This is a genomic window from Paucibacter sp. M5-1, from assembly GCF_027498415.2.
Lineage (GTDB): Bacteria > Pseudomonadota > Gammaproteobacteria > Burkholderiales > Burkholderiaceae_C > Roseateles_E.
This window is the reverse complement of record NZ_JAPZLM020000001.1, coordinates 3,119,699-3,136,741: the sequence shown is the minus strand read 5'-3', so window position 1 is coordinate 3,136,741 and position 17,043 is coordinate 3,119,699. Positions and strand designations below refer to the sequence as shown.

General features: G+C 70.3%; 20 protein-coding genes. 9 read left to right on the top strand and 11 right to left on the bottom strand.

From position 1 onward, the window contains the following. The 5 genes from O5M90_RS14690 to O5M90_RS14670 are packed head-to-tail and all read right to left on the bottom strand — an operon-like array spanning position 1 to position 3,394. Complete coding sequence (locus tag O5M90_RS14690; protein WP_269839329.1) at positions 1-375, bottom strand: DUF6463 family protein; 375 nt, start codon at positions 373-375, stop codon at positions 1-3. Positions 376-377: 2 nt separating this feature from the next. Continuing rightward, a complete protein-coding gene (locus O5M90_RS14685) occupies positions 378-1,667 on the bottom strand; it encodes an ABC1 kinase family protein (protein WP_269839328.1) in 1,290 nt (429 codons plus the stop codon). Further along, complete coding sequence (locus O5M90_RS14680; protein WP_269839327.1) at positions 1,660-2,211, bottom strand: DUF2867 domain-containing protein; 552 nt, start codon at positions 2,209-2,211, stop codon at positions 1,660-1,662. The genes O5M90_RS14685 and O5M90_RS14680 overlap by 8 nt, the downstream gene beginning before the upstream one ends. Next, positions 2,208-2,648, bottom strand: a complete 441-nt coding sequence (locus O5M90_RS14675) for a hypothetical protein (RefSeq protein WP_269839326.1) — start codon at positions 2,646-2,648, stop codon at positions 2,208-2,210. Before O5M90_RS14675 ends, O5M90_RS14680 begins: the two co-directional genes overlap by 4 nt. Continuing rightward, entirely contained in the window at positions 2,648-3,394 is a 747-nt protein-coding gene (locus tag O5M90_RS14670; protein ID WP_269839325.1) for a TetR/AcrR family transcriptional regulator, read from the bottom strand. The genes O5M90_RS14675 and O5M90_RS14670 overlap by 1 nt, the downstream gene beginning before the upstream one ends. 141 nt (positions 3,395-3,535) lie before the next feature. Here O5M90_RS14670 and O5M90_RS14665 point away from each other — a divergent pair, with 141 nt between their 5' ends. The 6 genes from O5M90_RS14665 (at position 3,536) to O5M90_RS14640 (ending at position 8,658) form a co-directional block, all read left to right on the top strand. Next, positions 3,536-3,697, top strand: coding sequence for a hypothetical protein (locus O5M90_RS14665; protein ID WP_171018225.1), 162 nt, complete (start codon positions 3,536-3,538; stop codon positions 3,695-3,697). Between the two features lie 125 nt (positions 3,698-3,822). Continuing rightward, entirely contained in the window at positions 3,823-5,394 is a 1,572-nt protein-coding gene (locus tag O5M90_RS14660; protein ID WP_269839324.1) for a hybrid sensor histidine kinase/response regulator, read from the top strand. A 151-nt stretch (positions 5,395-5,545) separates the two neighbouring features. Then, entirely contained in the window at positions 5,546-5,776 is a 231-nt protein-coding gene (locus tag O5M90_RS14655) for a hypothetical protein (RefSeq protein WP_269839323.1), read from the top strand. Positions 5,777-5,898: 122 nt separating this feature from the next. Beyond that, a complete protein-coding gene (locus O5M90_RS14650; RefSeq protein ID WP_269839322.1) occupies positions 5,899-7,893 on the top strand; it encodes a hypothetical protein in 1,995 nt (664 codons plus the stop codon). A gap of 156 nt (positions 7,894-8,049) precedes the next feature. After that, positions 8,050-8,241, top strand: a complete 192-nt coding sequence (locus O5M90_RS14645; protein ID WP_137942528.1) for a hypothetical protein — start codon at positions 8,050-8,052, stop codon at positions 8,239-8,241. A 138-nt stretch (positions 8,242-8,379) separates the two neighbouring features. Then, entirely contained in the window at positions 8,380-8,658 is a 279-nt protein-coding gene (locus O5M90_RS14640; protein ID WP_269839321.1) for a hypothetical protein, read from the top strand. A gap of 34 nt (positions 8,659-8,692) precedes the next feature. Here the strand turns inward: O5M90_RS14640 and recQ are convergent, their stop codons facing one another. Then, positions 8,693-10,549 (bottom strand): DNA helicase RecQ, encoded by a 1,857-nt coding sequence (recQ, locus tag O5M90_RS14635; protein WP_269839320.1) that lies wholly within the window; start codon positions 10,547-10,549, stop codon positions 8,693-8,695. A 29-nt stretch (positions 10,550-10,578) separates the two neighbouring features. Between recQ and O5M90_RS14630 the strand changes: the two genes are divergently transcribed. Next, entirely contained in the window at positions 10,579-11,067 is a 489-nt protein-coding gene (locus O5M90_RS14630; protein ID WP_269839319.1) for a cupin domain-containing protein, read from the top strand. Here the strand turns inward: O5M90_RS14630 and O5M90_RS14625 are convergent. Genes O5M90_RS14625 through O5M90_RS14615 form a run of 3 tightly spaced genes read right to left on the bottom strand, consistent with a single transcriptional unit; the run spans position 11,046 to position 13,671 of the window. Further along, a complete protein-coding gene (locus O5M90_RS14625) occupies positions 11,046-11,771 on the bottom strand; it encodes a head GIN domain-containing protein (RefSeq protein ID WP_262968829.1) in 726 nt (241 codons plus the stop codon). The two genes, O5M90_RS14630 and O5M90_RS14625, sit on opposite strands and share 22 nt — an antisense overlap. Next, a complete protein-coding gene (locus O5M90_RS14620; protein WP_269839318.1) occupies positions 11,768-12,565 on the bottom strand; it encodes a LytR/AlgR family response regulator transcription factor in 798 nt (265 codons plus the stop codon). Before O5M90_RS14620 ends, O5M90_RS14625 begins: the two co-directional genes overlap by 4 nt. After that, complete coding sequence (locus O5M90_RS14615) at positions 12,562-13,671, bottom strand: sensor histidine kinase (protein WP_269839317.1); 1,110 nt, start codon at positions 13,669-13,671, stop codon at positions 12,562-12,564. Before O5M90_RS14615 ends, O5M90_RS14620 begins: the two co-directional genes overlap by 4 nt. Positions 13,672-13,818: 147 nt before the next feature. Between O5M90_RS14615 and ssb the strand changes: the two genes are divergently transcribed. After that, positions 13,819-14,358, top strand: a complete 540-nt coding sequence (ssb, locus tag O5M90_RS14610) for a single-stranded DNA-binding protein (protein ID WP_440402129.1) — start codon at positions 13,819-13,821, stop codon at positions 14,356-14,358. Between the two features lie 89 nt (positions 14,359-14,447). Here ssb and gcvA read toward each other — a convergent pair whose 3' ends face one another. Further along, complete coding sequence (gcvA, locus tag O5M90_RS14605) at positions 14,448-15,356, bottom strand: transcriptional regulator GcvA (protein ID WP_269839316.1); 909 nt, start codon at positions 15,354-15,356, stop codon at positions 14,448-14,450. Between the two features lie 136 nt (positions 15,357-15,492). On the opposite strand from gcvA, the gene O5M90_RS14600 reads away from it, so the two are divergent. After that, positions 15,493-16,338 carry an MBL fold metallo-hydrolase gene (locus tag O5M90_RS14600; protein ID WP_269839315.1) on the top strand — a complete coding sequence of 282 codons (846 nt, stop codon included), beginning with the start codon at positions 15,493-15,495 and terminating at the stop codon, positions 16,336-16,338. 19 nt (positions 16,339-16,357) lie between these two features. On the opposite strand, the gene O5M90_RS14595 is transcribed toward O5M90_RS14600, so the two are convergent. Further along, positions 16,358-16,993 (bottom strand): LysE/ArgO family amino acid transporter, encoded by a 636-nt coding sequence (locus tag O5M90_RS14595; protein WP_269839314.1) that lies wholly within the window; start codon positions 16,991-16,993, stop codon positions 16,358-16,360. Between the last annotated feature and the right edge of the window lie 50 nt (positions 16,994-17,043).

The following is a 17,043-nucleotide window of genomic DNA, read 5'->3' as shown; positions in this document are numbered from 1 at the left end:
TTAGCGCCGCAGCAGGGCCCAGATCGCCGGCAGCACCAGCCAGAAGCCGGATGCCGGCATCAGCAGCAGGCTCAGCAGGGTCAGGGCCAGCAGGCCCCAGCCGAGTCGGCGCAGCGCCCGGGTCTGGCCGTCGCGCTCCAGTGCCGTGATGCTGATGGCCAGCAAGGCCAGCACCGCACCGAACAGCGTGAACCAGGTCACCGCGCCGCGCAGCGGATCGGCGCCGACGCTGTCCAGCAATCCGCCCCGCGCCATCTGCAGCAGCACCGGCGCGAACGCCGCGCCCGCAAACACCGTGTGCAGGGCGGCCACGCCCATCAGCCAATGGCCGACCCAGGCGCGTGGGCGGGGTGTCGAAAACGTCGTCGTGTTCATCATCAAATCCAGTCTTGGTGGGTGGTGACCTGGGCCCGCAGCCGGCTCAGCAGATGCACAAGGCCCAGCAGGCTGCGGTCGAAGAAGGGCTGCTCGGCGGGCATGTGCTTGAGGTAGCGCATCGCCAGGCGATGTTGGGCGGCCGGCATGCGCGGCATCGCCGGGTGCTGGCCGAAGTCGTAGCGCGGCGTGCGCCAGGGCAGCAGCAGCCAGTCCAGCAGCGGCGCCAGCGCCGGCAGCAGCTGGCTGCGGAACTCCACCAGACCCAGCTCCGGCGCGACCAGGCCCAGGGCTATGTAAGCGTCGAGCAGGCCGGCATCGTCGCCGCGCAGCCGGGCGCGCCAGGTCTGGCGCAGGCTCTCGGCAAAGTCGGGGGCCAGCGTTCGCGTGCAGCCGAAATCCAGCAGCCCCAGCCGGCCGTCGGGCATGAACAGGTAGTTGCCCGGCTGCGGATCGGCCTGCAGACGCCGCAGCTCGAAGGCGCTGGTCATGAACAGGTCCAGCAAGACCTGACCCTGGCGGTCGCGCTCGGCCTGGCTCGGGCCGCCGGCCAGCCAGTCGGGCAGATGCAGGCCGGCCAGCCGCTCCATCGTCAGCACGCGTGCGCTGCTGAGCGCGGGCAGCGCTCGCGGCAGCACAAAGTCCTGCTCGGGCAGATGAGCGGCAAACCAGGCCAGCTGCTCGGCCTCCAGCCGGTAGTCCAGTTCCTGGAGCAGGGCCTGCTCGATCTGGGCCAGCGTGCGCGCCAGCAGCTCGGGATCGGGCAGTCCGCCCAGGCCGCCGAGCAGGGTGCGCAGCAGCAGCATATCGCTGCGCACCGTCGCGGCCATGCCCGGGTACTGCAGCTTGACGGCCAGGCGGCGGCCGTCGGCGCCCAGTGCGCCATGCACCTGGCCCAGGCTGGCGGCGGCAAAGGCCTCCGGCTCGAAGGCAGCGAACAGCGTTTCCGGCCCCTGGCCGAACTCCTCGCGCAGCAGCTTGCGGACCAGGGCGCGGTTCAGCGGCGTGGCGCGGTACTGGGCGTGGGCCAGCTGCTCGCGCACGCCTTCGGGGAGCAGGCCGGCCTCCATGCTGAGCAGCTGCGCCGCCTTCAGGCCCACGCCCTTGAGCTGGTTCAGCGCGCCGAACAGGATGCGGCCCAGCCGCGCCTCCTGCTCGGCCTGGGCCTGCGGGCCGGCCAGGCCCAGGCCTTGCGCGGCCTTGTGGCCCAGCTGGCTGAGCCCGGCCCGGGCCAGTGCGGCACCGGCCACCGCGCCGCGCGCGAGCCGCCCGGTCGGCGGTGCCTCAGCCATGGGCCGTCCCCGCCTGTTGTCGCATCCAATGGCTCAGCATCAGCGGCACGATGCGGCGGTGCACCGGCCCGACCAGGGCCATATAGGCATGGCCCAGGCCGCGATGCACATGGACCACGGCGCTGAGTTTGAGCAGCGGCCGCGCCGGGTCGCCGCCGTCCTTGTAGAGCGAGAGCCGCACGCGCAGATGCTTGTCGTCGTCCTCCAGCACCAGCTCGCGCTCGCTCAGCGTGACCAGGCTGAAGATGCCCAGCCGCTCGCCGACCCTATAGCCCGAGGCCGCATCGGCCGGTCGCAGCGCATCCAGCCGCCCCAGATGCTTCAAGCCGAAAGGCTGGACCAGGCGGTTGCGCAGCGCCATCAGGCCGTTCATCCAGGCCGGCGTGTGCGCCATCAGCGACAGATAGCTGGCCAGCGCCGGCTCATGCGGACGGGTGTCGGGCAGGGCATGGCAGTCGGCGAAGTCGGCGCCCGGCAGTTCGGCGGCGATCAGGCTGGCGGGCGGCAGCGGGCAGGTCCAGCTGCGCGCAGGATGCTTGCTCACAGCCGGCTCCAGACCTGGGCCAGGCCCAGCGCATGGATGACACCGTAGCCGGCGCAGATCAGCGTGCTCCAGATCCAGAAGGGCTGACGCAGCTCGGGCTGCAGCAGCATGGCCGGCCAGGGCGCCAGGCCGCGCAGCAGATAGACGGCGGTGATGCCCAGCAGCACCCAGCGCAGCCCCGGCAGGCCGCGCAACGCTGCGCTCCAGCCGCCGGCGCCCAGCGCATAGGCGGCGGCCACCAGCAGCGCAACAGCGATGCCCAGCGTCAGCAAGGCCGGCCACCAATGACCGGCCTGGGCCAGCCTGGCCATGCCCTCGCCGGCACCGAAGCAGCGATACCAGGGGGCACCACCGACGATGATGGCCAGATGCAGCGCGGCGGCCAGCGCGCTCAGGAGCGCGCCGAGCAGCAGGGCGGGGTTGGCGGTGCCGCTCATCATGCCCGCCCACCGAGGCCGCTCAAGCCACCCTTGGCCATCTTGAGCAGATCCAGCAGGCCGCCGCCGTCCTGCAGCAGGCGCATCAGCTGGCTGCGCAGCACAAAGCCGCCCAGCTCCATCAGCTTGCCGATCACACCGCTGGCCAGGCTCAGCACCAGCAGCGACAGGCTCAGCTCCAGCAGCTGCGTGGTGTTGCCGAAGTCCTCGCTATCGTCCTTGAGCCAGTAGCTGATCACGCCATAGCTGTAGTCGGCCATCAGCGCGGACAGGCCGGTCCTCAGCAGAGGGCCGCAGGGAACGATCTCGCTGCGGGCCTGGGCATCGTCCAGCAGCTCCAGCAGGGCCTGCTGCAGCAACTCGCGGCCGGGCAGCCCGCCGCCCAGCATCAGCAGCGGGGCGCGCTCGACCAGCTCGCGAGCCAGGGCCACGAACTCGCGGTCGGGCAGCAGGCGCTCCAGCAGGCTGTCCATCAGCAGCTGCAGCCGCTCCTGCAGGCTCCATTCGGCCTGGCCGGGCGTGGCGCGCCACTGGGCCAGCGCATCCTCGAAGGCCTGCTCGAAATAGGCCAGCACCAGCTTTTCCTTGCTGGGGAAATATTTGTAGATGGTCGCGTCGCCGACCCCGGCGGCCCGCGCGATCTGCTTCATCGTCGTGGCGTCGAAACCCTGCTGTGTCATCAGGTCCACCGCCGTCTGCAGGATCAGGCGCTTGTTGCTGGCCTGCTGGGTCTTGGAAATACGCATTTGTGTACTTGCTTGCTTTTATTTATTGTTATTCTTTGTTTATTGAATAGCAAGAATTCTTTTAAGAGAAGATGAAGGCCCGGTCGATATCGCCCTTCTTGGGGCTTGCGCCCGGGCCGCGCTGACGGATACTGCGGGCCCATGAAACCCCGTCTCCTGCTCCTGCTTCTCGGCCTGGCCCTGCTGGGCACGCTGTGGCTGGGCTCGGCCGGGTTCGACGCCGAGCCCATGGCGCAGACCGAGTCCCACGGTCCCGGCGGCCTGCCGGCTCTCGCCCGCATCATGCTGGGCAACGCGTCCTGAGCCGCGTCCGAACGTCCCCTCTTTGAGCTTTGCAGCCGGCCCGGCCCCGGGCAACAATGGTCCGACACAGGCGCCGGCCGGGCTCCGACCCCGGGAGCCAGGCTCTCGCCACAGGGAGCGACGCCATGGACAGCTTGCGCAACAAGCCGCTGGAGCAGGCCCTGCAGGCGCTGGCCGGCAGCGAGAGCCGTTTTCGCGCGCTGCTGGAGGGGGTCGAGAAGATCTCGGTGCAGGGCTATGACGCCGAGCGCCGGGTGATCTTCTGGAATGCCGCCAGCGAGCAGCTCTATGGCTACAGCCGCGAGGAGGCGCTGGGCCGGCCGCTGGAGGAGCTGATCATCCCGCCACCGATGCGGCCGCTGGTGATCGAAGCCACGCGGCAGTGGCTGGCGGCCGGCGTGGTCTCGACGCCGGCCGAGGAGCTGGTGCTGCAGCACAAGAACGGCAGCCCGGTTCATGTGTTCTCCAGCCACACGATGCAGCGCAACAGCCGCGGCGAGGCCGAGCTCTACTGTGTCGACATCGACCTCAGCGAGCGGGTGCGCGCCGAGGCGCGCCGCAGCGAGCTCGAAGCCCAGCTGCGCGAGGCGCAGAAGCTCGAGGCCATGGGCACGCTGGCCGGCGGCATCGCGCACGACTTCAACAACATCCTCGGCGCCATCCTCGGCAATGTGGCGCTGGCGCTGGAGCAACTGCCCGCCGAGCATCCGGCCACCGCCCATCTGGGCCTGATACGCATCGGCGGCCAGCGGGCGCGCAGCCTGGTGCAGCAGATCCTGGCCTTCAGCCGGCGCCAGCCGCAGGAGCTGCGCGTCGTGCAGCTGCAGGCCCTGGTGCAGGAAAGCCTGGCCTTGCTGCGCACCGCGCTGCCGCCCGGCGTGCAGCTGGTGCTGAGCCTGGCGGACCAGCCCCTGCATGTGCGCGCCGACGCCACGCAGATCCAGCAGGTGCTGATCAATCTGTGCACCAATGCCTGGCATGCACTGGCCGGTGGCGTCGGGCGGGTCGAGGTGGGTCTGAGTGCCGAGCACCCTTCCGGCAGCCCGGCGCGCGCCCATCTGTGGGTGCGCGACGATGGCAGCGGCATCGACGCCGCCACGCGCAGCCGCCTGTTCGAGCCCTTCTTCACGACCAAGCCGCAGGGTCAGGGCACGGGCCTCGGCTTGGCGGTCGCCCATGGCATCGTGCTGGCCCATCAGGGCGAGATCCAGGTCGACAGCCAGCCTGGTGTCGGCAGCTGCTTCCACCTCTATCTGCCGCTGCTGCAGGGCGGCGAGCTGCCGGCCGAGCCGGCGCCGGAGCCGGGCGTGACGGCGGTCGGCCAGGGGCAGCACATCGTCTATGTCGACGACGACGAGGTCATGCGCCTGACCGTGCAAGGCCTGCTGCAGCGCCAGGGTTGGCGTGTCAGCCTGTGCGCCGAGCCCGAGCAGGCGCTCCGTCTGGCCCAGGCCGGCGGCATCGACCTGCTGGTCAGCGACTACAACATGCCGGCCTGCACCGGTCTTGAGCTGGCACGCCGCCTCGCCCTGATCGCGCCGGCGCTGCCGGTGCTGCTTAGCTCGGGCCATGTCACCGAGGCCCTGCTGGCCGAAGCGCGCAGCCTCGGTGTGCGCGGCCTGATCCGCAAGGAGCAGACCCTGGAGGAGCTGGCGCCGCTGGTGCGGCAGGTGCTGGGGGGCGGCGCCATCTCCTGAGGCCAGCTCGCACATCCGTCGGCGCCTGTGACGCCCCATCCGGCGCGGCTTGCAGTTCATCACAAGGCGCTGGAGCGCGCCGGGATCGGCTCCGATACTGACTCCATCGACACAACATGTCGACCAAACAGTCAAACCCAATGAGCCCATCATGCAAGTCCGTCTGATCCAACTTGCCGCCGCCCTCGTTCTCGCCGCCATCGGCAGCGCCCAGGCCGCCCCGCAGAAGATCGAGCAGCTGCCGCGCGTCGTCATCACCGGCAAGTCGGCCCAAGCCAGCCAGCAGATCGTGCAACTGCCGCGCGTGGTCATCGAAGGCCGCAGCCTGGCTTCCCAGCCCGCCGTGCAGCTGGCCGCTGCCAAGCCGGCTCGCCGCATCTGATGCGTGCGCTTCTCTGAACGGAGCAGAGCCACGGCCGCATCGCGCGTGCTGCGGTGACTCTGCTCCGCTGCGCTGGTCCCTTATGCTGTCGGGCATCGATGAGGCTCGCGGCGGGAGGCGGCGTGACGATCAGAGTTGTCGGAGTCCTGGGCCTGGCCTTGCTGCTGGGTGCCTGTGGCGGCGGCGGTGGCGCCGCCGATCCTGCACCGCCGCCGGTCGTGCCGCCCTTGAGTGCCAGCTGCGAACCCGGTTCGGTGGCGCGGCTGGCCCGCGAAGCGACGATACAGGCCGGCCGCGCGACCGAGCTGGCCCTGCTGGCCTGTGGTGGCGCGGCCCTGGCCGAGCCGCGCTGGCAGCAGACGGCGGGGCCAGGTCTTGCCATGCTGGCTGCGCGCTCGCCGGCGCTCAGCATCGAGCCGGCCGAGGCCGGTGCCTACCGCTTAGCCTTGAGTTTCAAGGACGCCGGCGGCGCGGCCCATACGGCCGAGCTGGCTCTTGAGATGGCACCGGCCGCTGCAGGGCCGGGGCTGAGCGTGCGCGGCGAGCCCTCGGTCTGGGGCGGTGGCAGCCTGTCGCTGCGGGCCTGGGCGTCGGGACTGAACGCTGGCGAGCTGGCCGGCGCGCAATGGCATTGGGAGCAGTTGGACGGCCCGGCCGCCACCCTGGAGCGCCGCGACGAGGCGCGACTGGTGTTCAAGGCGCCGGCGGTCAGCGTCGACAGCCTGCTGCGCCTGCGCGCCCGGCTGAGCCTGGCCGACGGCCGCAGCGCCAGCGATGAATTCACCCTGCTGGTCCAACCGCCGCCGCAGCCGGCGGCCAACCCGCTGTTTGGCGGCGACAACCCGAGCAGCCGCGTCTACCCCTGGCTGGCCGACGGCCCCCATGCCCGCGCCCTGAGCGACTGCATCTACCACCCCGGCCTGAGCAGCAGTCCTAACAATCTCTGCACGTTGTCCCGCCTGCCGCTGCTGGGCCAGCAGACGGCCGGTGCCGTGCCGACGGTGGAGCAGGTGATGCAGCGGCTGCTGGTCTCGCATGACTGGATGGCTGCGGTGTTCGAGCGCTTCTTGCGCGAGCAAGATCCGCATGGCGACTTCCGCCGCATGCTCAACGCGAGCACGGCTGTGGTGATCGGGGCGCGCGTGCGGCCGGCCTTCTACTGGAGCGCCACCGGCGCCATCTATCTGGATGGGGCTTACCTCTGGATGACGCCCGAGCAGCGCGACACCCTCAGCGAAAGCCCCGATCCGCGCAGCGCCTACGGTGCCGCGCTGGCCTACAGCACGCCCTGGCGCTATGTGCTGGACAACCGCCATGCCACCCCCGCCTATCCGGTGGCCGAGCGACCCTCGCGCACGCTCGCGGCGCTGCGCTACGAGCTGGCACGCTTGCTCTATCACGAGCTGGCGCATGCGGCGGACTTTGTGCCGCCGCGGGTGCAGAGCGGACTGGCCGGTCATCTGCGTGTCTACGAGGCCAGCCCGGCGCTGACGGCTTCGCAGGATCTGCACCAGCGCTACCCCTTCTTCTCGCAGGAGATGCGCGCGCTGGGCCAGGTGCTGTTCTTCGGCGCCGAGGCCAGCGCGCAGCAGCAGGCCTACAGGCCCGAGGACATCGTGCATTTCTTCAGCCAGGACCGGGTCAGCGATGACTACAGCTACTCGGTGCCGGCCGGCCAGAGCGTGCCGCACGAGGATGCCGCGATGCTGGTGGAGGAGGCCATGATGCAGCTGCGCTACGGGGTGCTGCGCGACATCGCCATCGCGCCCCAGCTGGCGGCCGATGCCAGCAGCAGCGCCGATCTGCCGGTGGTCTGGGGCCAGCGCGGCCGTATCGGCGAGGCCGCGCTGCGGCCGCGTGTGCGCCTGGTGCTGGCCGATCTGCTGCCCTGGCTGGAGGCCGATGCGGCCGATCGTCTCGCCAGCCCTGTGCTGCTGAAGCCGGGGCTGAGCTGGGGTGAGAACCTCGACCAGGCCGCCGTCGCCGCCGGCCGACCGGCGGCGCTGAGCGGCGCGCAGCGCCTGGCCGAGCAGGAGCAGGGGGCACGCCAGGCCCGCGAGCGCGAATCGCGCGCCCGGGCGCAGGCGCTGCACAAGCGCCTGGATCTGCAGCGCTGAGCGCGGGCCTCGTCGCTCGGCCACCCCGCTCATCGCGGCTGCCCGCATTTCATGCGGCGCCTGCCGCTGCCCGTCGCCAAGCGCTGGCGGCGCGCTGCCGTCCTGCCGACACTGCAAACTTCTACCCACGCCTCCCATGCCCCGCCGGAGCCCGCCATGCACAGCAGCGCCAAGACCTTTCTGACCGCCCTCATCGCCGTTGCCGGCGCGGCCACGATGGCCCTGGTGCTGGCCGAGCAGAGCGCACCGCAAAACCTGCACACCGTGGCGCAGCCGGCCGCACCGCAGGCAGCGGCTTCGGCCGAGCGCCTCAGCCAGCTCGATTGCGCCAGCCTGTCGAGCTGCTGATCGGTCCGCCCGGTCGCTCCCAGGGTCGGTTCAGACAGCGTTTTTGCCAGCCTGTCGCGTCGGCCTCGCCTGCTGAGCGGACGCCGCCGACACTGCATTCACCGGCCCGCGTCAGGCCGATGCATCAAGGAGTTCAGCATGATGTTCAAGCACAGCCTCACCGAGAAATCCGTCGCCAGCCTGGTGGCCCTCAGCGTCACGAGCGCGCTGCTGGCGCTGATCGATGTCGGCACCACGGCCGAGCAGCCGCTGATGCGGTTGGAGCGGGTGCTGATCATCGGCCAGAGTTCGGAACCGACCCAGCTGCTGATGCAACGGGTCGAGCGCTTGCCGCGTGTGCTGGTGCTGGGTCAGCGTGCGGACGGCGGCGACCAGCGCCTGGCCCAACTTTCCTGCGCGCCAGAGGCGATGTGCTGAGAGCGCGGCCAGGCCTCCGAGCAGGTGCCTGGCCTCAGTCCTCGCCGCCCAGCACCCGCAAGATCTCCCGCCCATAGGCTTCCAGCTTCTTCGCGCCGACGCCGCTGATGCCGGCCAGCTCGTCCAGGCTTTGCGGATGCAGCCGGGCCATCTCGGCCAGCGTGACGTTCTGGAAGATCACATAGGCCGGCAGGCCGTGCTCCTTGGCCACCTCGGCGCGCCAGGCCTTCAAGGCCTCGAAGCGTTGCTGGGCCTCGAAGTCCAGATCGATGGGGGCGGCCTTGCTGCCGCTGCTCTTGCCCGGCGCGCCGCGCGTGGCCTTGCCGCGCGTGACGCTGGGCACGCGCAGCAGCAGCTGGACCTCGCCCTTGAGCACCGCGCGGGCGCTGTCGGCCAGCGCCAGCGTGTGGTATTCGCCCTCGCTGACGACATGGCCCAGCGCGATCAGTTGGCGCAGCACGGCGCGCCACTGTTGCTCGGGCAGGCTGGCGCCGACACCCCAGGTCGACAGGCTCTGGTGGCCGTACTGCGTGACCTTGTCGGTGACCTTGCCGCGCAGGACATCGATCAGATGGCCGGCGCCGAAGCGCTGGCCGCCGTTCTGGTGGAAGCGGTAGATGCAGCTGAGCAGCTTGCGTGCGGCTTCGGTGCCGTCCCAGGTGGCCGGTGGGCTCAGGCAGTTGTCGCAGTTGCCGCAGGCGCTGCTGGCCTCGCCGAAATAGCTCAGCAGGCGCACGCGCCGGCAGTCGGTGGCCTCGGCCAGGGCCAGCAGCGCGTCCAGCTTGCCGCGCTGGCCCTGCTTGAATTCTTCTTCGGCCGGGCTTTCGTCGATCATGCGGCGCTGGTTGACCACATCGGCCAGGCCATAAGCCATCCAGGCATTGGCCGGCGCGCCGTCGCGGCCGGCGCGGCCGGTCTCCTGGTAGTAGCTCTCGATGTTCTTGGGCAGGTCCAGATGGGCGACGAAGCGCACATCGGGCTTGTCGATGCCCATGCCGAAGGCGATGGTGGCCACCATCACGATGCCGTCCTCGCGCAGAAAGCGATCCTGGTGCCTCTGGCGCACGGCGGCGTCCAGGCCGGCGTGATAGGGCAGGGCCTTCATGCCCTCGGCTTCCAGCCAGGCGGCGGTCTCCTCGACCTTTTTACGGCTCTGGCAGTAGACGACGCCGGCCTCGTCCTCATGCTCGTCGCGGATGAAGCGCAGCAACTGCTCGCGCGGCTTGTCCTTCTCGACGATGGCGTAGCGGATATTGGGCCTATCAAAACTGCTGATGAAGACACGCGAGTCCTCCAGCTTCAGGCGCTCGATGATGTCGGCTCGCGTCAGGTCGTCGGCGGTGGCGGTCAGCGCGATGCGCGGCACGTCCGGATAGCGCTCGTGCAGCAGGCTCAGGCTCAGGTATTCGCTGCGGAAGTCATGGCCCCACTGGCTGACGCAATGCGCCTCGTCGATCGCGAACAGGCTCAGCAGGCCGCGCTCGTTGAGCGAGTCGAGCTGGGCCAGGAAGCGCGGGTTGGTGATGCGCTCGGGTGCCGCATACAGCATCACCAGGCGCCCACTCATCATCTCGCGCTCGACATGGGCGGCCTGCTCCGAGCTCAGCGTCGAGTTCAGAAAGGCGGCATGCACGCCGGCCTCTTCGAGTGCGCCGACCTGGTCGTGCATCAGCGCGATCAGCGGGCTGACCACCACCGCCACGCCCCGGCCCTGGCGGTGCCGCGCGATCGCCGGCACCTGGTAGCACAGGCTCTTGCCGCCGCCGGTGGGCATCAGGACCAGCGCGTCACCGCCGCTCACCATATGGTCGACGATATCGGCCTGCGCGCCGCGGAAGGCGCCGTAGCCGAAGACTTCTTGCAGGATCTGGAGGGGGGCGTGATGATGCATGGAGCCCGCTATTGTCCAGGAGAAGCCCGTTGACAGAAAAAGCCCAGCAGCTGCGCAGTCAGCTGATCCGCAACTTCCACGAGATCCCGCGCGAGCGCTTCGAGCGCGCGCCGCGTTACGAGAGCCTGGTCGGCCCGCTGTCCGACGGTACGGCGGCGCGCAAGCTGGGCTGCGGCATCGACACCGTGCCGTCCGGCAAGCAGACTTGCCCCTATCACTTCCATCACACGCAGGAGGAGATGTTTGTCGTGCTGGAGGGCTCGGGCACCTTGAGGGTGGCCGATGAGCTGCTGCCCATCAAGGCCGGCGATGTGATCTTCATCCCCTGCGGCCCCGACTACCCGCACCACATCCTGAACACCTCGAACGCCGATCTGAAGTACTTGTCGATCAGCACCCAGGAGCGGCCCGAGGTCTGCGAGTACCCGGACTCGGGCAAGGTGGGGGTGTTCTCCAAGGGGCCGGCGCTGATACAGCGCCGCGAGAACTCGCTGGATTACTGGGACGGTGAGGCATAAGCCGGGGCCGAGGGCGGCCTCTCTCCCCGGTAGGTGATTGAGGCCATGCCCGAGCTGTGGCGGCTGCTGTCGGCCGGGCCCCAGTAGTCCACCGTGCCGACGCCGGAGACGCCGATGCCCACCGCGTCGGTGGCCCAGAAACTGGCGTGGCCGACGCCGCTGATGGAGACCGAGGCCGTGCCGGCCTGCAGCTGCTCGGCCTGCAGCGTGCCCTTGCCCGAGATCGCGGCCTGCATGGTGCGGACCTGGCCGGCCAGGCGGCCCTCGCCGGCACCGGAAATCACGAAGCGCAGGCTGTCGGCCGCCAGCGCGTCGAAACGGGCCTGGCCGGCGCCGGCGATGGTGACGTCCAGCTGCCTCGTCTTCAGCGGGCCGGGCGCATGCAGATCGCTGGCGCCGGACAGCACCAGTTGGCGCACATCGCGCATCAGCACCTCGATCTGCAGCCGCGAGCCGTCCCAGAACTTCCAGCTGCCGGTCGGCCGTATCACCAGCCGGTCGCCGCGCAAGTCCAGCTGCACGGTTTTCTGCGTCTGCGCATTGCCGACGATGAAGACCTGGTCGCGCTCGCCCTGGGCCAGGCGCACCTGGGCCGAGCCGCTGACCTCCAGGCGCTCGAAGGCGCCCGGTGTGTAGAGCTGGCCGGTCTGGGCCGAGGCCGGCTGCGCAGCGGCCACCAGCAGCAGCGCGAGCAGGGCTCTCATATCGACTGCTCCCGCAGCTTCTTCGAGACCTCGCGGCTGGCGGTGAAGCGCGTGCCGTCGCGCATCTGCACCACCAGCTGGGAGCTCTCGTCGGGCGTCATCGCCTCCACGCAATCGAGGTTGACGATGCAGCTGCGCTGCAGCTTCAGAAAGCGCTGCGGGTCCAGGCGCTGCTCGAAGCTGCTGATCGGCAGGCGCACCAGGAACTGGCGACCGCGGCTGGCGATGGCGGTGTACTTGGCGTCGGAGCGCAGGTATTCGATCGCGTCGACATGCAGCGGGAAGATCTTGCCCTGGTCGCGCACCAGGATGCGGGTCAGCGGCGTCTCGGGGGCTTGTTCCAGCGCCTCCAGTGCCGGATTGAGTGTCGGGCTTGACGCCGCGTCATCGACCCGCTCCAGCCCTTGCAGCGCGTGCTCGACCGCCTCGACAAAGCGATCATGCGAGAAGGGCTTGAGCAGGTAGTCCACCGCATGCAGCTCGAAGGCGGTCAGCGCATGCTCGTCATAGGCGGTCGTGAAGATCACCGCCGGGCCGCTGGTGTTGGGCTGCTGCGCCAGCGCACGCAGCACCTGCAGGCCGGTCATGCCCGGCATCTGGATGTCCATCAGCACCAGGGCCGGCTGCAGCGCGCGGATCTGGGCCAGCGCACTGGCGCCATCGTGGCAGACCGCCACCAGCTCCAGCTGCGGCAGCTGCCTCACCCATTCGGCCAGGCTCTCGGCGGCCAGCGGTTCGTCCTCGGCGATCAGGGTGTGTATGCGGGGGCTGTGGTCGTGGTTCATCATCGTCATGCTTGCGGTATCCAGAGGTCGACGCGGAAGCCCGCGCCGGGAGCGGTGTGGATCTTGAAGCGGGCACGGCCCTCGAAGTCCAGCGCGAAGCGCCGGCGCAGCGCCGACAGGCCGATGCCGCGCCGTGCGCCGCCGTCGGCATCGACGCCGGCTTCGAGCCGCGCCGGGTCGCAGCCGGGGCCATCGTCCTGCACGGTCAGGGCCAGGCCGGCGTTGAGCGCATCGCGGCGTGCGCTGATGCTGATGCAGCCGCCCCCGGTGCGCGGCGCGATGCCGTGCAGGATGCTGTTCTCGACCAGGGGCTGCAGGGTCAGGGCCGGCAGCTCGTCGTCCAGCGTGGCCGGGTCCAGCTGCCAGGCGATGTGCAGGCGCGGGCCCAGGCGCAGCGACTCCAGTGCCAGATAGTCGCGCACGAAATCGACCTCGTCCTGCAGGCTGACGCGGTCGCTGGCGCTGCGTTTGCTGTCCAGCACATAGCGCAGCATGCCGGCAAAGCGCAGCAGCGCGTCCTCGGCGGCCTTGGGGTCCTTGCGGGTCAGCGCGATCAGGATGTTGAGCGTGTTGAACAGGAAATGCGGATTCAGCTTGCCGCTGATCGCGGCCAGCTCGGCGCGCGCCAGCGCCGACTCCGCCTGGGCCGCCGCCACCGCGCTGGCGCGGGCGCGGCGCGCGTTCAGCACGGCCGCGAAGCCGGCCACCAGCGCGATATAGACGAACACGCCCCAGATCGCCCGCCACAGCACCAGCTGCTGCAAGGTGGCCTCGGCATGGTCGGCGCCGAACAGCCACCAGGCGGTCAGGAACTCCAGCCCCTGCCACAGCGCGGCGAACAGCAGGGCCGCCAGCGCATGCAGGCTCAGGCTGGCCGGCGTGCCCAGGCCGCTGCGCTGCAGCCAGCCTACCCAGGGCAGCACGGCCACACCCAGCAGCATCGGCGGCCACAGGCTCAGCGTGGCCTGGTAGACCGCGCCCCAGAGCTGCCAGATGCCGCGCTGCAGCTCGGTGCCGGCCATCGCATAAAGCATCCAGCTCAGCAGGCACAGGCCGGCATAGGCAAGCCAGAGCTTGTGATTGCTGTCGGCGGGGCGTGGGCTCGATCGGGGCATGGCGCCATCTTAGGATGCCCCCGCCCGCTGGCGGCGGCGGCGGGGATCAAGTGCCGGATCGCGGGCACGAGGCGCCAGTTGGGGGGCGGCGAACGACAGCGGCATAATCCAGCCCTTACTCACGAACAAACGCCAGCGGAGCGCATCATGGCCTCGGTCAACAAAGTCATTCTCATCGGCAACCTCGGTCGCGACCCCGAGCTGCGCTACAACCCCAGCGGCGTGGCCTTCTGCACCATCAGCCTGGCGACCACGCGCAACTGGAAGAACCGCGAGTCCGGCGAGAAGCAGGAAGAGACCGAATGGCACCGTGTCGTGTTCAACGACAAGCTGGCCGAGATCGTCGGCCAGTACTGCAAGAAGGGCCGCCCGCTCTATGTCGAAGGCCGTCTGCGCACCCGCAAATGGCAGGACAAGGAAGGCCGCGACACCTACACCACCGAGATCATCGCCGACCAGATGCAGCTGCTGGGCGGCCGTGACGGCGGCGACGAGGGCGGCGGTGGTGGCAGCAGCTACGGCGGCGGCCGCAGCGCGGGCGGCCGTGGCGCCGACCGCGGCGACGATTTCGATGCCCCGGCACCGGCCCCTCGTGCCTCTGCACCGCGCCCCCCGGCTCCGCGCCCGGCACCGGCCCCGAAGTCCTCGACCGGCTTCGATGATATGGATGACGATATTCCCTTCTGAGATCGACCGACTCAGACCCTGAACAGAAGGCCCGTGGCGCTTTGCGCGACGGGCCTTCTTGCTTATGGGGGGCTGTTGCGCAGGGCACCTCAGTGCTCGGCCGCCTCCTCCTGCAGCCACCGGCAGAAGGCCTCGATGGCCGGCTTGCTGCGGCCCTGCAGTCCGGTGACGATCCAGAAGGCGTAGGCGTTGGGCAGATCCGGGCCGAAGGGCTTGATCAATCGGCCGCGCTGCAGGTCTTGCGCGACCAGCGGCGCCAGGCCCAGTGCGACGCCGTGGCCGGCGACCGCTGCCTCCTGGGCCAGGTAGATGCTGGAAAAGACCGGGCCCCGGCTGGCGTCCACGCCTGGGCTGCCAGCGGCTTGGAGCCAGGCCGACCAATCGGGCACGCCGGGCCGGCCGGCCCCGCTGTCGTCATGCAGCAGGGTGTGCTGTGCCAGGTCTTCGGGTCTGAGCAACGGCCGGCAGGCCTCGTCCAGCAGCGCGGGCGCGCAGACCGGGAACACCGGGGCTTCCATCAGCCGCTCTGCCCGCACGCCGGTGTAGCCGCCGGGGCCGTAGCGGATCGCGACATCGACACCGCCGCGGGCGAAATCGGCCGGCTCGTTGCCGGTCACGAGACGGACCTTGAGATCGGGGTGCTCGCGGTGGAAGTGATGCAGCCGGGGCGCCAGCCATTTCGCGGCGAAGGATTCCATCGTGCTGACGCAGAGCTGCGCTGCCGAGGGGGCGGTGGCGCGGTCCAGCGCCAGCTCAAGCTGGCCGAACAGCTCGCTCAGCGAGGCGGCCAGCGCCTGACCTTCGGCGCTCAGTGTGATCGAGCGATGGCCGCGATGAAACAGCGGCAGGCCCAGATAGGCCTCCAGATGCTTGACCTGGTGGCTGACCGCCGCAGGCGTGACGAAGAGCTGCGCCGCTGCGGCTTGGAAGCTGAGACAGCGGGCGGCCGCCTCGAAGGCGCGCAAGGCATTCAGCGGGACGGGATGGCGGGGCTTCACGCGGGCCTCGGGCTGGCAGGGGGGCGCGCATCCTATCAATCGCCTTAGTTTTTCTCAGGCGAAGGGAAAAACATCTCGTTTGTCGTCGGCACCGGTGTTTGCCAGGATGACGCGTTCACAACGATTGGAGATGGTCTTGATACAGCTGAGTTGCGATGGCCAGCGGCGCCGGGGTTTTCTATCGTCCGCCGCCGCCCTGCTGCTGGCGGGCCGACCCGTGCTGGCGGCCGGCGGCGCGGACGGCCTGCGCATCCAGCGCCTGGCCTGGGCGGGCATCCGTCTGCTGCTGCCGCAGGCCAGCCTGTTCATCGACCCGCTGGTCAGCCCGGCCGTCTGGGGGGCCGCGCTGAAGGACGCGCTGATCCCGGTCAGCGACGCCATCGGCGACAGCCAGGTGCTGATCACCCACACCCACTCCGACCACTTCGACGCGCGCGCCGTGGCCGAGGCGCTGGGGCGGGGCGGCGCGCTGATCCATCCGGCCGGCACCAACCCGCTGCCGGTGCCGCCGGGCGCACGGGCCCGGCCGGCCCCGCTGTGGGAGCCGCAACTGCTCGGCGACTTCACCGCCACCGCCGTGCCCGCCTCGGACGGCTTCGGCGACCCGCAGGTCTCCTGGGTGGTGTCGGCCGGCGGGCGGCGCATCTTTCATGGCGGCGACACGCTCTGGCACGGCCATTGGTGGCGGATCGGCCGCCAGCTCGGGCCCTTCGATGCCGCCTTTCTGCCCATCAATGGCGCACGCTTCGGCTGGCGCCAGCCGATCAGTGGCCAGCCGGGCGTGCTGACCCCCGAGCAGGCGGTGGCCGCCGCGACCGTTCTGGGCGCGCGCCGCCTGATTCCCATCCACTACGGCGTCTCGGGCATGGCCGAGTACGTCGAGATCGAGGACCCGCTGGCCCGCCTGCGCGAGGCGGCGCGCGAGAAACCCGTTGCCGTCCAGGCGCTGACGCCGGGCGAGTGGCTGGAATGGGCGGCGTGAAGCGTGGGCACTCCCCGCCTTAGAGCCCCGCCAACGCATGCCGCAGCAGCAAGGCCGACAGCACCCACATCGTCAGGCCGATCAGGCTGTCCAGGACCTGCCAGGCCCGAGGCCGCGCGAACCAGGGCGCCAGCCAGCGGGCGCCGAAGCCCAGCAGCCCGAACCAGATGGCGCTGGCGAGCGCGGCGCCGGCGATGAAGACGGCGCGCAGCTCGGCCGGCTGCTGGGCGCCTATGCTGCCCACCAGCAGCACGGTGTCCAGATAGACATGCGGGTTCAGCAGCGTGAAGGCCGCCGCCTGGGCCAGCGCCGCCGTGCGGCCCAGGCCTTCGCCGCCGGCCGCCGCCCGCAGTTGCCCCGACTGCCGGGCGCGGCGCAGCGCCAGCGCGCCGTAGACCGCCAGGAACAGCGCGCCGGCCAGGGCCAGCGCGCGCGCCAGGCCGGGGCGCTCGCCCAGCGCCTGGGCCATGCCCAGTACACCGGCCATGATCAGCAGCGCATCGGCGGCGGCGCAGAACAGCACCACCGGGCCGACATGCTCGCGGCGCAGGCCCTGGCGCAGCACGAAGGCGTTCTGGGCCCCGATGGCGACGATCAGGCCCAGGCTCAGCGCCAGGCCCTGCAGCAGTGCGGCCGCGGCCAAGTTTGAAATCATCATGGGCTCAGCTTGCCAGTCCTTGGCAATGAAGCCAAACTAACTAATCT